Genomic DNA, 15647 nt, shown 5'->3' on the forward strand with positions numbered 1-15647 from the left:
GGGCGGACGTCCGCCGGCCGGGTGGCGCGAGTCCGCCCTCGGTCGGCGGGCGCCGGACCCGGCGGTGAACGTCCGCCCCGGGCGGAGCGGGCCCGGAAGTCCGGGGCACCGGGGGAGCGGTCCGGCCGCCGTGCGGGCCGCTTCCTTCGTGCGAAGCCGTGGACCGTTCCCGGGTGTTCGGCGAGTCGCCGTCCATGACACGCGAGCGCACCTGATCCTGACGTGGAGCGCGGCCCCGGACTCCCCGGCCGGGGGCCGCGCGCCCACCGCCGCTCCCGTGCCGCCCCGGAACCCACGGAGGACCATGGACGCCGACAGCGATCCCCGAGCGGACGGCGCCGGCGAGGAGAAGCCGAGGGGTGCGGGGGGCGGTGACACCGCCCGGCCCGGCGGCCGTGACGGCACCGGCGACGGCGGAGGTGACCGCGCCGGCACCCCCGCCCCCGCCTCGGCCCGCGCCGCCACGCTCCTGCGCCGTCCGAAGCTGTGGCTGGTCCCCACCGTGCTGACGGGTCTGCTCGCGCTGCTGCTGTCGCTGCTCTACATGGGCGGCATCGTCAACCCGAACGGGCACCTGCGTCACCTGCCGATCGGCCTGGTCGACGAGGACACCGGCGCACCGCCCCCGGGGCAGCGGCAGAACGTGGGCGCCCAGGTCACCGCCGCCATCGCCGCGAGCGACACCTCCGGCGCGGCGGGCTGGCGCAGGCTCACCCGCGCGCAGGCCCAGGACCAGCTCGCCTCCGGCAAGATCTACGGAGCCCTCGTCGTCCCCGCGGACTTCACCGACTCCGTGACCGCCCTGACCACGGCGAACGCCACCGTCCGGCCCACCATGACGGTGCTGACCAACCCCGGCATGGGCAGCCTCGGCTCGTCCCTCGCGAGCAGGATCACGACGGCCGCGGCCCAGCAGACCTCCGCGACCATCGGGAAGCAGCTGACGGCGTCCCCGGTGACCGCGAAGGCGGACTCCACCACCCGGCTGCTCCTCGCCGACCCCGTCCGGGTCGTCACCCGCGTCGGGCACCCCATCGGCGCGCACAGCGGCCTCGGGCTGAGCGCCTTCTACTACACCCTGCTCCTGGTGCTGGCCGGGTTCCTCGGCGGCAACCTCATCAGCACCGGCGTCGACACGGCCCTCGGCTACGCCGACAACGAGATCGGCCCCTGGCACACCCGCCGCCCGACCGTGCCGATCGACCGCACCCAGACCCTGCTCCTGAAGATGGTCATGACCGCCGGGATCACCGTGCTCACGGCCTCCCTGGTCATGCTGGCCACCGTCGCGGTCCTGGGCATGGACGCCACGCACCTGCCGTTGCTGTGGATCTACTCCTACTGCGCGAGCCTCGCCGTCGGACTGGGCGTCCAGGCGATCAACGCGGCGTTCGGCGGGATCGGCCAGCTCGTGTCCATGTTCGTGTTCATCGTGCTCGGCCTGCCGTCCTCGGGCGCCACCGTCCCGCTCCAGGCGGTCCCCGGCTTCTACCGGTTCCTGTCCGTCTTCGAGCCCATGCGCCAGCTCAGCGACGGGGTGCGCGCCATCCTCTTCTTCGACGCGCGGGCCGACGCCGGGCTCGGCCGCGCCTGGCTCATGATCGCCGTCGGCGCCGTGCTCGCCCTCGTCTTCGGCTTCGCGATGACCCGCTACTACGACCGCAAGGGCCTGCGCCGTCTGACCCCCCAGCCGCCCGCCCGTCCCACGGCATCCGGCTGACCGGGCCGGGGGTCCCGGCGGATCCCGTCCTCAGGCCATGTGCCGCAGGAGCGCGGTGACCGCGGGCGGGGTGTCGCCGCGGGGGTGGACCATCATGATCTTCCAGTGCGGGGCGTGCCGCGCGAACACGTGGGTGACGAGGTCGGGGAACCGGCCCGCGATCGAGGCGGGCATGACGCAGACGCCCAGGTCGTCCCGGACGAGTTCGGCCGCGGTGACGATGTCGTCGACCTCCAGGGCCGTCTGCCGCTCCACCCCGGCGGCACGGAACGCCCGGTCCACGCACAGCCGGATCGCCCAGTCCGGGGTGAAGTCCACCAGCGGCAGCCGGGCGGCCTCGGCGAGGGTGACCGCGCCGTCCGGGCCGGTTCCGGTGAGCGCGCGCGGCGGGGCGGACACCAGCACCATCTCCTCGTACGACAGCAGCCGGGTCACCAGACCGCGCTGCTGCCGCCGGTCGAGCGCGACCACGGCCAGGTCGAGGGTGCCCTCGCGCAGTCCGTTCCGGACGTCGGTCAGGGACGCCTGTCGCAGCCGTACCACCACGCCGGGGTGCTCGGCCCGCAGCGCGGCCAGCGGCCGGTGGAGGTCGGCCCAGACCCCTTGGGACATGCCGATGGTGACCCTGCCCCGCAGCTGCCCCCGGACCAGGTCGACGGTCGCCCGCGCCTGTTCCGCCGCCCGCAGCGCGGCGCGCGCCGCCGGGACGAAGACCTCGCCCGCCGGGGTCAGGAACACGCGGTGCGTGGTGCGGTCGAACAGGGGGGTGCCCAGTTCCCGCTCCAGGGCGAGGACGGTGCTCGACACGGCGGACTGCACCACGTGCAGCCGCTGGGCCGCCGCGGTGAAACCGCCCGCCTCGGCCACCGTGACCACGACCTCCATCTGCCGCAGATCCATCTCCACTCCCGGGGCAGCAGCCCGTCTCCACCGAGATCCCGTCCTGTACCGATTGTCCCAGGCCGTGATCGGCCGCGGCGGAAGGGACGACGGGCGGGGCGGGCGCGCACGGGGGGACGCACGGGGACACGGGGAGGGGGCCGTGGCGCGTGGTCACGTCCCGCGGACGCCGTTGCGCATCTCCCGCGGGCTCACTCCGAAGCGCTGCCGGAAGGCGGTGCTCAGGGCGCTCGCCGACGAGAACCCCGAGGCGTGGGCCAGGTCGGTGATGGTCAGGTGTTCGCAGTCGCCGCACCGGAGCCGTTCGCGGACCAGGCGCAGCCGCTCCTCGCGGATCAGGTCGCGGGGGGTGGTGCCGGCGCGCTGGAGGGCCAGCTGGATCTGGCGCAGCGACCAGCCGAGGGAACGGGCCATGGACGTACCGGTGAGCCCGGGGTCGGCGGCGTTCTCGCGGACGTGGCGGCGCACCACCGTCTCCACGTCGGACAGGTGGCGGGTGCCGCCGGGGCGGTCGTCGCCGGTGGCGAGCATGCACAGCAGCTCCACCACACGGTCGGACACGGCGTCGAACTGGGCGTCGGTGAGTTCGTCGCGTTCGGAGTGCAGACCGTCGAGCATCGAGCGGACGACGCGGCCGAGGCCCCTGTTCAGGTCCAGGCCGGTGGCCAGCGGTGACCTGCGGTTCAGCGGGCCGTCCAGCTCGCGGGCCGGGATCGTGAGGACGAACGCCTGGGTGGAGGGGTCCTGGAGGCACTGGAAGGGCGACGCGAAGGAGACGAGCGTGCCCGTCCCCGGGGTCAGCCGTGCCTCCTGGCCGTCCTGGCGCAGGACGATCCGCCCGGTCAGCGGCAGCAGCAGCCGGTAGTCCCCGTCGGGATCCTCACGGATCTGCCGCGCCGTCCTGCTGTACTCGATCCCGTCCGACCGGAACCTGACGAGCTGGTACGTCCCGGTGTGCTGACGGATCGTTTCGCCGCGGAAGTCGTCGGTACGGGCGTACCGGTAGTCCATCCGGGACTGGTACGACCCGATGTGCTCGCTCCAGAAGTCGGCCCGCTCGGCCGGTTCCACCGCATCCGTCGACCGGGCTTCCACCAGGTAGTTCCCCGTGGGCAAGGCCACCATCGACTCCCGTGCGGGTGGGGGCAGTTGCACGGTGTCACCCTAGTGCACACGGCCGGTGCGCATCGGGGTGGCTCCCTCGCGTGCGAGGGAATGCGCCGACGGGGGGCGGGCTCCCGGGGGTCCGGGAGCCACGGAATTCCGGGAGCCGGGACTCCAGGCCCCGAGAGACCGGGAGCCGGGACTCGGGATACCGGGAGCCGGGGCTCCGGGCCCCGGGAGACCGGCCTAGGAAATGCGGACCGGCAGTGAGCGGTGGCCGTTGGAGATGAAGGAGTCCACCGGCCGCAGCTCCTCCTCCGGGACCGCGAGCCGGAGGTCCGGGAAGCGCTCGAACAGGGCCGGAAGCGCGATCCGGGCCTCCAGACGGCCCAGCGGGGCCCCCAGGCAGTGGTGCACCCCGTGACCGAAGGCGAGGTGCTCCTTGTCGGCGCGGGTGACGTCGAACAGGTCGGCGTCCTTGCCGTGGCGTTCGGGGTCACGCCCGGCGGCGGCGTACGCGGCGAGGATCGCCTCGCCCTCGGCGATCACGGCCCCGTCGGGGCCGCCGAGTTCGGACAGGGCGATGTCCTCGACGGCGTAGCGCAGCGGGAGGCTCGCGACCGGCGCGTCCGCGCGCAGGGTCTCCTCGACCACGTCGTCCCAGCTGGCGCGGCCCTCCCGGACGTGCGCGAGCTGTTCGGGACGGGTGAGAAGGGCGTGCACGGCGTTGTCGATGAGGTTGACCGTGGTCTCGTGGCCGGCGCTGACCATGAGGGTCAGGGTGTCCAGCAGTTCCTGTTCGCTGAGCGCGCCGCCGTCCTGGTCGTCGCGGGCCGCGATGAGACCGGAGGTCAGGTCGTCGCCGGGGGACGTCCGCTTGGCGGCGACGAGTTCGGCCAGGACGGCGAGCAGCCGGCCGTAGGCGGCCGACATCTCGCCCGGGTCGGCGGAGGTGTGGAACAAGCTGTCCACCAGCTCGCGGAGTTCGGGACCCCGTTCCTCGGGCAGTCCGAACAGTTCGCTGATCACCTGGATCGGCAGCGGATAGCAGAACTCCTCGCGCAGGTCGACGACCCGGGAGCCGCGTCCGGCCTCCTCGACGCGGTCCAGCAGCTGCCGGGTGATCTCCTCGATGCGCGGCTGGAGCGCGGCCGTCCTGCGGGCGGTGAACGCCTTGGAGACCAGGGTGCGCAGGCGCCGGTGCTCACCGCCGTACGCCGTGAACATGTTCTGTACGGACACCCAGGTGAACAGCGGCCACTCGGGCGTGATCGTGCCGTTCGCCATCAGGGGCCAGTGCCGCCGCGCGTCCTTGGACACCCGGGGATCGGTGAGCAGCCGCTTCAGCAGCTCGGGACCGCTCACCGCCCAGGCCTGGACACCGCCGGGAAGCTCCACCCTGGCCAGCGGTCCTCTCTCGCGGATCCGGGCGGCCTCCCCGTGGATGTCGCGCCCGGTCGCGTCGATCACCAAAGGACGTGGATTTCCCATCGGGAGCCTCCCGGCACTCGAACTCCTATTCGGCGTACGGCCGTGACGCTACGCGACGACGCGGCCACGCCGGGGCGCCGCCCGGTGCCGGATGCGTACGGTGCCAACTTCCCTGCGCGTACCGGCAATTACGTCTTCCCGGTGCGCACGGGGCAAGCCACATGGGGGTCGGATCCCGCCGTGCCGCCTCCTCAGGCGTGCTCGCGGCGCAGCAGCCGTCTGCGCGGCTCCTGGTCGGGGAGCCAGCCGAAGGTGAGGCAGCTGCCGACGGCCCCGAGGAGCAGGCCGACGAAGAATCCGCCGAGGTTGGAGGTGACCCAGGTGCCGAGCGACAGCAGGATGCCCAGCAGGGAGTAGAACAGGCGCTGGGCCGGGTTGAAGAGGATCAGCAGGCCGCACAGCAGCATCGTGGTGGGAAGCAGATAGCCCGCGAGGCCCTGCATCCCGATGTGCAGGACGACCTTCAGTGACGCCTTCTCGGTCAGGAGGATCTCCGCCCCTCCCAGGGTGAGCAGCAGCCCGCCCCAGAAGGGACGGTTCGCGCGCCACCGCCGGAAGGAGTCCCTCGGGTCCCGGGAGCCGTCCGTCCGCGCTCCGGCACCCATCAGCAGCCTTGGTCGCTGAAGCGGAGCTTGAGGCCGGGGAGCTTGAACACGCCGGCCGTCGTGGCGTAGTTGGTCTGGCGCAGGTTGGCGATGCGCACGGTGTCGGCCTGCTGGCTGAACACGCCCTTGGGGCCCTGGACCCCGGCCTTGGTGAGCGTGCTGGCGTCGTTGCCGATCTCGATGTTGTTGAAGGAGGCGTTGCCGGACAGCTCCGTGGAGTCGGTGGTCAGGTCGGTCGCCTGGACCTTGTCCGAGCCGCTTCCGGCCGTGATGAGCAGGTTCGTGCCCCCCAGGTCCACGCTCTGGCACAGGTGGTCGAGGGTCGCGTTCTTGATCGCCGAGGTGACGATGAGGACCTGGCCGCCCGTGTCGCCGGCGTTCGGGCTGTCCTCCGCCATGTTGTCGAGGCCGCCGAACTGCTCGAATCCGGTGCCGTTCAGCTCGGTCGCGGTGACCGTGAACGGCATGCCGGAGATGGCGAACTGGACGCCGAGGGCGCCCTGCGCCGTCGCGATCATCAGCCCCGCGGCGACCGCGGTGGCCGGTATCGCCATCACGGCGGCGCGGCGCAGCCGGACCCGCCCGCGTCTGGCCTGTCCGTCGGCGGGCGAACCGCTTTCCGGGGTCTCGGGGGTGGAACCGTTGGACGCCGTGGCGTCCGGGGACGAAGCCATGTCTGCTCCCTGGGCACGTTCGATATCGATGTCGATGCGGGTGGGGCTCCAGTGGCGCGTTGTCCTGGCGCGGACAGCAGCTGCCGCGCACGCCTCCTCGCGCCTCCCGGCGGGTGCAAGGGCTTTCTCGTTACGCGGCAGTAGCCTTCGAGGAAGTTACCGGGGGTTACAGGAACGGGTCAAGGCGCGTGTGGGAAAACCGTGCCCGTTGTGCCTCACCTGTGAACACGTCTCGGCCGGAACGTCGCTCTGACCTTCAACTTCCTTGCTGTGCCTTGACGTTGACCGTTCATCAGGTCTACAACTCTCCCTGTTTCCCCGGATCCGTGGCGCCGGATCCGTCGGCCGACGCGCCCGTCACCTCCCGGACCCCGTTCTGCGCGGGGCGGTCATGGCGTGTTCCGGAGCGGCCCCGGCACGTACGCCGAAAAGGCGCGTCCCCCGGCCGTTCCCCGTTCCCGTGGCACCGGCGCGGTCACCTTCCCCCGAGGTCCGTACCGGTCGCCCGGCTGTCGCCGTCGGCCCGTGGCGTACGGAGAAGGCGCCACGGACCGGCGGCGGTCCCTCCTCGCACCACCCCCGCGGGCGGGCACCGGCGTCCTCGCCCGCCGTCGCGCGCGGCCCGTTCCACCCCGCACACCCGCGCCACCTTCTCGACCCGCACACCCGCGCCCCGGCGCGGTCAGGCACCCACACCCCCATCGGAGAAGAGGCATCCCCCCATGCGTACTCGATCCCTGCTCGCCCTCGTCGGAACCGTCGCGGCCCTCTCGGCCTCCGCGGTCGTCCCCGCCTCCGCGGACGACGTCGCGGTGCTCACCACCGGCAGCGCCGGCGGGACCCCCGTCGCCGTCGGCGACGTCCTCACCGCCTCACTGGCGAGCGGCACCAACGCCACGCTCTACTCCAGCGCCACCGGCACGAGCGGCGTCTCCTGTTCCGCCTCGGCCTTCACCGCGACCGCCGCCGACAACCCGGCGTCCCCCGGCACGGCCACGGAGTCCCTCACCGGCCAGACCTTCAACGCCGGTTCGTGCAGCAGCAACGTCGTCGGCGTCCTCGGCGTCACCAGCATCACGGTCGACAACCTGCCCTACAGCACCGCGGTGGGCTCCGACGGCAGCGTCACGGTCACCCCGGCCGCCGGCTCCAGCATCCAGACCACGGTCAAGCTGCGCTCCCTGCTGGGCACGCTGACCTGTGTCTACCGGGCGGCGAGCCTGTCCGGCACGGCCGACAACGCCGACAACAGCCTCACCTTCACCAACCAGCAGTTCACCAAGTTCTCCGGTTCGTCCCTCTGCTTCGCGAACGGCTACTTCACCGCGAAGTACGCGCCCGTGACCGACACCAGCCAGGCGGGCAGCCCGGCCGTGTTCGTCAACTGACCTCCACGGGAACCGGGTTCACTGCCGGCGTCGCAGCACCACCGCGACGCCGGCAGTGAGCAGCAGTGCCGCCCCGGCTCCCCCGGCGACCATGGGGAGCGCGGGGCCGCCGCCCGAGGTGCTCTGGGCGGCGGGCGCCAGACGGTCGGTGTCCGCCGTCCCGGCCGCCGGACTCGCCTCGGGAGAGGGCGGTTCGGCGGAAGGCGAGGCGATCGTGGGGCTGGGTGACGCGGCCGCCGACCGGGTCGCCCCGGCGGACGCCTTGGCGCCCTTGCCGGCGGAACCGCTCGTGGCGGTCCCCGAAGCCGCTTTGCTCCCGGCCGGCTTCGACGCCCCGCTCCCGCTGGGGAACACCACGTCCGAGCACGAGTAGTACGTGTCCGTCGTGCTGGAGTTCTGCCAGATCGTGAACAGCATCTGACGGCCGGTGCGGTCGGACGGCAGCTTCGCGCCGATCCGGTACGCCCCGCCGACCAGCGGGGGATCGGTGACCGTGGCGAACGGCTTCTCCGGCAGGTCGGACCACTTCAGCGGCCGCGTCGGGCTGTAACCCTGCTTGGTCAGATAGAGCTTGAAGGTCCCCGTGTGCGCGATCGTCGAGCTGTACTTCATGGTCAGGGACGCGCCGGGCGTCAGGCGCGTCGCCGGGAAGTCGGCGCGCGCCAGGTCGAGGCCCTTGTAGGCGGGCAGGCCCCCGCTGCACAGCTTTCCGTCCGGGATGACCGAGCGGTCCCGGCCGTTCACACCGCCCACCCGCAGGTTGTCCCACGCCGTGAAGGACGAGCCGTTCGCGGAGATAGCCGCCCGGCAGGCCGCCGTGCCCTGGCTGCCGCCCTCGGGCGAGCACGCGTACACCCGGCTGACCGGAGACGTCGGGGCGCCGTGCGCCGACGCCGTCCCCGCGGCCCACGTCGTGAGCAGCAGCGGAGCCGCCAGGGCGACAGCGGCCGCGGTGGCGGTGCGGTAGGCGGTCATCCGGGACGTCTCCTCGATGCGTGGGCGAAGCGGTGTGCCCCCGTGCGCGGCCGGGACGCACTCCTCGCACGGGGTACGGAGGGATACGGATCCGGGGCGCGGGGCGTTCAGCCGGATCCGCATTCCGCGCGAAACGGGACCACCCCGCCGGACCGCGGGCGGGCGAGGGCCGTACACCTGCCGGATCGAGGGTTTTCCCGCTATCCCCGCGCTCCGCCGCCCGCCTATCGTTCAGCGCGACCGCCGACGGCGGCTGCGCACCCCGTGTCCCGGACCGGGCCGCGCAGGACACCGGGGCGGACGACAGCTCGAAGCCGACCGACCTAGGCAGAACGCTGAGCTCTACGGGGGGAGGGGCCGCCCGGCGCACACCGCGTCGGACGGCCCCTTCTGTTCAGCCGGTACGGTGAGCCGCATGCGCGATCCCGCCGACCCCGCCCGCTCCGCCGCCGGTCCCGACGACGCCCCGGTGGTGGTGGGTTCGGTGCGGGGCTCGTTCCCCCGGAGCGTGCTGGCCGAGCGGCACCCGGCGATCGTCCGGAAGGTGCGGGACGCCTTCCCGTACGGTCCCGAGCAGCGCCACGCGCTCGACGCCCTGCTGGAGAACTGCGTCGAGGGGGTCGTCGAACCGCTCGCGGAGCCGGCCCCGGACCGCGCCCGGTGGGACGCCTGGGGCGGCCGGGAGCACTACGGCCGGTCCTGGTTCGACCTGCCCTTCCTGTGGTCCGAGAGCTACTTCTACCGCAAACTCCTCGAAGCCGTCGGCTACTTCACGCCCGGCCCCTGGCAGGGCATCGACCCCTTCCGCCCCTTCAAGCTCGCCGAACTCGACACCCCGGAGGCCGACGCGGAACTCGCCGCGCTGGACGACCTCGCGCACCGGCCGGCCGGGGAACAGGAGGAGGCGCTGCTGCACGGCTCCCTGTGGGGCAACCGCGCCGACCTCGGGTTCAGACTGGCCGGCACCGGGAGCGGGACGGCGGACGGGTCCCGGCTCGTGGCGGACGACGCCGAAGTGCTGCGCTCCCTGTTCGCGGGCGGCACCCTCTGTCTCGTCGCGGACAACGCGGGCCGGGAACTCGTTCCCGACCTGCTCCTCGTCGACCACCTGCTCCGGCACGGCCGGGCCGGGCGGACCGTCCTGCACGTGAAGCCGTACCCGTACTACGTGTCCGACGCCACGACGGCGGACGTGCTGGACGCCCTGCGCCGGCTGACCGCGGCGAAGGGAGCGGCCGGCGAGGCCGGCGACCGCCTCTGGGCGGCCATGTCCGAGGGCCGGCTCACCGTCCGGGCCCACCCCTTCTCCTGCGGCCCGCTGCCGTACACCGATCTGCCCGACGACCTCCGGCAGGAGTTCGCCGCCGCCGACGTGACCCTGCTGAAGGGCGACCTGAACTACCGCCGGCTCATCGGCGACCGGCTCCACCCCGCCACCACCCCGTTCGCCGCCGCCACCGCCGGCTTCCCCGGTGCGGTGGCGGCGCTGCGGACCCTCAAGTCCGATGTCGTCGTCGGGATCGCCCCCGCCGTCGAGGCGGCCCTCGACGCCGCAGAGGGCGACCGCTGGCGCACCGGCGGCACCCACGCGCTGATCCAGGCGAGACGCGGCTGACCGGCCGGCCGCCCCGGTGGCCGGGCCGAAGCGCCGGGGAACCGGGCGGGCGGGGGCGTCGTCGCGCGCGGTTTCCGGACCGGTTCACGCGATGGTGTGATCATGTCCCGGCCCGCGGATGTGCCTCCGGGGCCCCGGGTAGGGCCCGGCCATGACGCAGCCGTTCCGACTCCCGCACTTCTACATGCCGTACGCCGCACGGCTGAACCCGCACCTGGACGAGGCCAGGGCGCACTCGCGCGAGTGGGCCCGCGGCATGGGCATGCTCGAAGGCTCGGGCATCTGGGAGCAGTCCGACCTCGAAGCCCACGACTACGGCCTGCTGTGCGCCTACACCCACCCCGACTGCGACGGACCGGCCCTCTCCCTCATCACCGACTGGTACGTGTGGGTGTTCTTCTTCGACGACCACTTCCTGGAGACCTTCAAACGCACCCAGGACCGCGTCGGCGGCAGGGCCTACCTGGACCGGCTGCCCCTCTTCATGCCGCTCGACCCGTCGGCCCCCGTCCCCGAGCCGGAGAACCCCGTCGAGGCGGGACTCGCCGACCTGTGGGCGCGCACGGTTCCCTCGATGTCCGCGCGGTGGCGCAGGCGGTTCGCCGTCTCCACCGGGCATCTGCTCGACGAGTCGATGTGGGAGCTGTCCAACATCGACGAGGGGCGGATCGCCAACCCCGTCGAGTACATCGAGATGCGCCGCAAGGTGGGCGGAGCCCCCTGGTCGGCCGGACTCGTCGAGTACGCGACCCGTGAGGTGCCCGCGTCCGTCGCGGGGTCGAGGCCGCTGCGCGTCCTGATGGAGACGTTCTCCGACGGCGTCCACCTGCGCAACGACCTGTTCTCCTACCAGCGGGAGGTGGAGGAGGAGGGCGAACTCAGCAACGGCGTCCTCGTCCTGGAGGCGTTCTTCGGCTGCACGGCCCAGCGGGCCGCCGAGACCGTCAACGACGTCCTCACCTCACGGCTCCACCAGTTCGAGCACACCGCCCTCACCGAGGTGCCCGCGCTGGCCCTGGAGAAGGGGCTCACCCCCGCGGAGACCGGAGCCGTCGCCGCGTACACGCGGGGCCTCCAGGACTGGCAGGCCGGCGGACACGCATGGCACATGCGCTCCAGCCGTTACATGAACGGGGGCGCCGTCGAGGAGGCGCGGCCCCTCGGGGCGAGCGGATCCGGCACGTCCGCCGCGGACGTCGGGGCACTGCTCTCCGCGGCCGGGGCCGAGCGGCTGCGCGCGTACACCCACGTCCCGTTCCGGAAGGTCGGACCCTCCAGACTCCCCGAGTTCCACATGCCGTTCGAGGTCACCCTCAGTCCGCACCTCGCGGGCGCCCGGGACCGCCTCGGCATCTGGACGCACGCCATGGGCATGCTCCGGGAGGGCGTCTGGGACGAGGACAAGCTCATCGCCTACGACCTCCCGCTCTGCGCCGCCGGCATCCACCCCGACGCGACACCCGAGGCCCTCGACCTCAGCTCGCAGTGGCTGGCCTGGGGCACCTACGCCGACGACTGCTACCCGCTGTACTTCGGCAACCACCGCGATCTGGCCGCCGCCCGGCTGGCCACCGCGCGTCTGTCCGCCTGCATGCCCGTCGAGGGCGAGGGGACGCCCGTCCCGGTCAACGGCATGGAGCGCGGGCTGATCGACCTGTGGCGGCGCACCACCGCGGAGATGACCCCGGACGCCCGGAGCGCCCTGCGCGCTTCGGTGGACGTGATGACGGAGAGCTGGCTGTGGGAACTGTCCAACCGGCTGCAGAACCGCATCCCTGACCCGGTCGACTATCTGGAGATGCGCCGGGCCACGTTCGGATCCGAGCTCACCATGAGCCTGTGCCGCCTCGGACACGGCCGGACGGTCCCGCCGGAGGTCCACAGCAGCGGCCCGGTCCGGTCGCTGGAGAACGCGGCCATGGACTACGCGATGCTCCTGAACGACGTCTTCTCGTACCAGAAGGAGATCGAGTACGAGGGGGAGATCCACAACGGCGTCCTCGTCGTGCAGAACTTCTTCGGCTGCGACTATCCGGCCGCGCTCGGCATCGTCCATGACCTGATGACCCGGCGCATGGAGCAGTTCCAGCATGTCGTCGCCCATGAACTGCCCATCCTGTACGAGGACTTCAAGCTCTCGGAGGAGGCCCGCGGGATCATGCGCGGCCATGTGGCGGAGCTGGAGAACTGGCTGGCCGGAACCCTGAAGTGGCACCGGGAGTGCCACCGGTACGGCGCGGCCGACCTGGCCCGGCGCGCCCACGGCTTCGTACCGGACCGGCTGCCCGCGCCGCCCGTGGCCCGGCGGGCGCAGCCCGTCTGACGGCCGGCGCCGGCGAGGGACCCGGCCGCCTTCCCGGGGACGGGGGCCGCAGTCTCACTCGTTGGGGGATCGTCGCTGGCGGGAGCGATGGGTAGGGCATGAGCCGAGAGCGGCCCGTGGAACATCTGCCGGAGGCGACCCATGGAACAGACCACGTTGCGGCCCAAGCCGATGCCGGGACGGGAGCCGGGCGGCGGCCCCCGTCCCACGGACGGTGCCCGTCCGCTCGCCGGAATCCGGCCTCCGGGCGCCGCGCGGCGTCGTGGCCGGCGACTGGTCACCCTGTTGCTCGGGGTGTCGGCCGCCGTGGTCCTCGTCCTGTCCGGCGTGGGGCTCGGCGCGGTGGGCGCGACCGTGATCGGCGTGCACGGACTGGCGCACCTCCGGAAGGAGGCCGCCGCGGCCGGGCTGCCGGGGCATCCCTCCGCCGGCTCCGGGGCGCGGCGGCCGGACGGTTCCGGAACACCACGGTCCGCCGGGCCGCGGTCCGCCGGGCCCGCGGCGCCGTCGTCCGCGGGGTCCGCGGCGGCGCGGGTCACCGGTTCCACGGCGGAGTCCGGCAGCGGCCGTCCGGTCCGGCCGCGGGAGTCCGAGGGGCCGGCCGCACGGGGGACCCTCGGGATCGAGGCCGTCGACGCCCCCGGCGGCGGCGGGGGCGCGCTGATCGTGGGGGTGCACCTCCCCGGTCCCGGCTACAGCGCCGGCCTGGTACGCGGCGACGTCCTGCTCGCCCTCGACGGGACCGGGATCACCTCGGCCGCCGACCTCGCGCGCGCGGTGGCGGACGCGCGGCCGGGCCGGGAGGTCACCCTGCGCGTGCGCCACGCGGACGGCGGACGCGGGCGCCTGTCCGCGGTCCCCGGCACCGCGACCTGAGGCGCCCCGGTCCGGGCCGTCCCGCGGGCATGGGTCCCCTTCGTCGGTCCCCTTCGTCGATCCCCGGGGAAAAGGGCTGGTCAACGGAGTCGCGGCCCGTCACGATGGCCGCATGCTGAGCACCCTCGTCGCCTTCCTCGGCGCCTGCACCCTGATCGCGGCCTCCCCCGGACCGAGCACCGTTCTGATCATCAAACGGTCCCTGGGCAGCAGGCGGTCCGGCTTCATGACCGTGCTCGGCAACGAGACGGGCGTCTTCCTGTGGGGCGCCGTCGCCGCTCTCGGCCTCACCGCCCTGCTCGCCGCCTCCGAGATGGCGTACGGGATCATGCGCGTCGTCGGCGCCGTCGTGCTCGTCGGCTTCGGCGTCCAGACGCTGTGGCAGGCACGCCGTTCCAAGGGGGCCGCCGACGGCGGCTGGGAGGGCGCGGAGAAGAGCGCCTGGGCGTCCTACCGGGGCGGTCTGCTGCTCAACCTCGCCAACCCCAAGGCGGCCGTCTTCGCGATGTCCTTCCTGCCGCAGTTCGTGCCCGAGGGCGCCCCGCACCTGCCCGCCATGCTCGGCCTCGCCGCGCTCTGGGCTGTCTACGAGGTGGGGTACTACGGCGTCTACGTGTGGTTCGTCGGCCGGATGAAGGCCGTGCTGTCCCGGACGGGCGTGCGCCGGCGCCTGGAGCAGGTCTCCGGTGGTGTCCTGCTGCTCCTGGGGGCCCGCCTCGCCCTGGAGGGCTGACCCGGGGCGGCCGCGACCGGCTCGCGCACACCCCACCGGAGGGGCAGGATGCTGCCGTAGCCCTCTGGGGAACTCCGGACACACGGAGGCATGGATGACCGCCGCCACACCCGCGCCCTTCACCGCCGACGACTACGAGGCCCGTATGCGGCGCGCCGCCGAGGCCGCGGCCGATGCCGGGCTCGACGGAGTCCTGGTCGCGCCGGGGCCCGACCTGGTGTGGCTGACCGGGTACCGCCCGGTGGAGACCGAGCGGCTCACCCTGCTGGTGCTGCGGGCGGGACAGGACCCCGCCCTCGTCGTGCCCGTCCTGGAGGCACCCGACGCGGCCAAGTCGGCCGGCGCGTCCGCGCTGACGCTGTACGACTGGGCCGACGGCACGGACCCCTACGCGGCCGCCGAACCCCTCATGGGCCGCGCCGGCCGCTTCGGCATCAGCGACAACGGCTGGGCCCTGCACCTGCTGGGCCTCCAGAAGCGGCTCCCCGCGACCCGCTACTCGGCCCTGACCGAGGTCCTGCCGATGCTCAGGGCCGTCAAGGACGCGGCCGAGCTGGAGCGGCTCGCGTCCGCCGGAGCCGCCGCGGACCAGGCGTTCGAGGAGATCCGCAAGGTCCGCTTCGCGGACCGCAGGGAGTCGGAGGTCTCCCGAGACCTCGCCGAGCTGCTGCGCCGGTTCGGGCACTCCCAGGTCGACTTCACCATCGTCGCCTCGGGGCCCAACGGGGCCAACCCCCACCACGAGGCCGACGAGCGCGTGATCGAGGACGGCGACATGGTGGTCCTGGACTTCGGCGGCCTCAAGGACGGCTACGGCTCCGACACCTCCCGCACGGTCCACGTCGGCGAACCGGACGACGAGGAGCGCAAGGTCCACGACATCGTGCGCGAGGCCCAGGAGGCCGGCTTCCGCGCCGTGCGGCCCGGGGCCGCCTGCCAGGACATCGACCGCGCGGCGCGCGCCGTCATCGAGGCCGCCGGGTACGGCGAGTACTTCATCCACCGCACGGGGCACGGCATCGGCGTCACCACCCACGAGCCGCCCTACATGGTCGAGGGCGAGGAACAGCCCCTGGTCCCCGGCATGTGCTTCTCCGTGGAACCGGGGATCTACCTGCCCGGCCGCTTCGGGGTCCGCATCGAGGACATCGTCACGGTCACCGAGGACGGCGGACGCCGGCTCAACAACACCTCCCGCGAGATGGTGATCGTCGACTGACGTGCGCCCGCAGACCGCGCGGCA

13 protein-coding genes are annotated in these 15647 nt (G+C 73.2%); 7 read left to right on the forward strand and 6 right to left on the reverse strand.

The annotated features are described in order from the left end of the window. Positions 1-304 precede the first annotated feature (304 nt). Positions 305-1720, forward strand: a complete 1416-nt coding sequence (locus ACICHK_RS30390; RefSeq protein WP_406839350.1) for a YhgE/Pip domain-containing protein — start codon at positions 305-307, stop codon at positions 1718-1720. Between the two features lie 30 nt (positions 1721-1750). Here ACICHK_RS30390 and ACICHK_RS30395 read toward each other — a convergent pair whose 3' ends face one another. The 5 genes from ACICHK_RS30395 to ACICHK_RS30415 all read right to left on the reverse strand — a co-directional run bounded on the left by ACICHK_RS30395 (position 1751) and on the right by ACICHK_RS30415 (position 6494). Then, positions 1751-2620 (reverse strand): LysR family transcriptional regulator, encoded by an 870-nt coding sequence (locus ACICHK_RS30395; protein ID WP_151474821.1) that lies wholly within the window; start codon positions 2618-2620, stop codon positions 1751-1753. Between the two features lie 153 nt (positions 2621-2773). After that, positions 2774-3775, reverse strand: a complete 1002-nt coding sequence (locus tag ACICHK_RS30400; RefSeq protein ID WP_406839351.1) for a helix-turn-helix domain-containing protein — start codon at positions 3773-3775, stop codon at positions 2774-2776. Positions 3776-3970: 195 nt separating this feature from the next. Next, positions 3971-5215, reverse strand: a complete 1245-nt coding sequence (locus tag ACICHK_RS30405; protein WP_406839352.1) for a cytochrome P450 — start codon at positions 5213-5215, stop codon at positions 3971-3973. A gap of 191 nt (positions 5216-5406) precedes the next feature. After that, the gene (locus ACICHK_RS30410; RefSeq protein WP_406839353.1) at positions 5407-5820 is read right to left on the reverse strand and encodes a DUF6114 domain-containing protein; all 414 of its coding nucleotides are present in this window, start codon (positions 5818-5820) and stop codon (positions 5407-5409) included. Next, positions 5820-6494, reverse strand: coding sequence for a DUF6230 family protein (locus ACICHK_RS30415; protein ID WP_151474818.1), 675 nt, complete (start codon positions 6492-6494; stop codon positions 5820-5822). The genes ACICHK_RS30410 and ACICHK_RS30415 overlap by 1 nt, the downstream gene beginning before the upstream one ends. 722 nt (positions 6495-7216) lie before the next feature. Between ACICHK_RS30415 and ACICHK_RS30420 the strand changes: the two genes are divergently transcribed. Further along, positions 7217-7882 carry a Tat pathway signal sequence domain protein gene (locus tag ACICHK_RS30420; RefSeq protein ID WP_406839354.1) on the forward strand — a complete coding sequence of 222 codons (666 nt, stop codon included), beginning with the start codon at positions 7217-7219 and terminating at the stop codon, positions 7880-7882. Positions 7883-7900: 18 nt separating this feature from the next. Here ACICHK_RS30420 and ACICHK_RS30425 read toward each other — a convergent pair whose 3' ends face one another. Continuing rightward, positions 7901-8857 carry a lytic polysaccharide monooxygenase gene (locus ACICHK_RS30425; protein ID WP_406839355.1) on the reverse strand — a complete coding sequence of 319 codons (957 nt, stop codon included), beginning with the start codon at positions 8855-8857 and terminating at the stop codon, positions 7901-7903. A gap of 415 nt (positions 8858-9272) precedes the next feature. On the opposite strand from ACICHK_RS30425, the gene ACICHK_RS30430 reads away from it, so the two are divergent. The 5 genes from ACICHK_RS30430 (at position 9273) to ACICHK_RS30450 (ending at position 15623) form a co-directional block, all read left to right on the forward strand. Continuing rightward, positions 9273-10472: a damage-control phosphatase ARMT1 family protein gene (locus ACICHK_RS30430; protein WP_151474815.1), complete on the forward strand. Its 1200-nt coding sequence runs from the start codon at positions 9273-9275 to the stop codon at positions 10470-10472. Between the two features lie 151 nt (positions 10473-10623). Continuing rightward, a complete protein-coding gene (cyc2, locus tag ACICHK_RS30435; protein WP_406839356.1) occupies positions 10624-12795 on the forward strand; it encodes a germacradienol/geosmin synthase Cyc2 in 2172 nt (723 codons plus the stop codon). Between the two features lie 141 nt (positions 12796-12936). Next, on the forward strand, positions 12937-13671 hold the full coding sequence (locus ACICHK_RS30440) for a PDZ domain-containing protein (RefSeq protein WP_406839357.1): 735 nt from the start codon (positions 12937-12939) through the stop codon (positions 13669-13671). Positions 13672-13783: 112 nt separating this feature from the next. Next, a complete protein-coding gene (locus ACICHK_RS30445) occupies positions 13784-14404 on the forward strand; it encodes a LysE family translocator (protein ID WP_406839358.1) in 621 nt (206 codons plus the stop codon). Between the two features lie 94 nt (positions 14405-14498). Next, positions 14499-15623: an aminopeptidase P family protein gene (locus ACICHK_RS30450; RefSeq protein ID WP_151474811.1), complete on the forward strand. Its 1125-nt coding sequence runs from the start codon at positions 14499-14501 to the stop codon at positions 15621-15623. Positions 15624-15647 lie beyond the last annotated feature (24 nt).

It is taken from the genome of Streptomyces sp. AHU1, from assembly GCF_045343905.1.
Classification (GTDB): Bacteria; Actinomycetota; Actinomycetes; order Streptomycetales; family Streptomycetaceae; genus Streptomyces; species Streptomyces triticiradicis.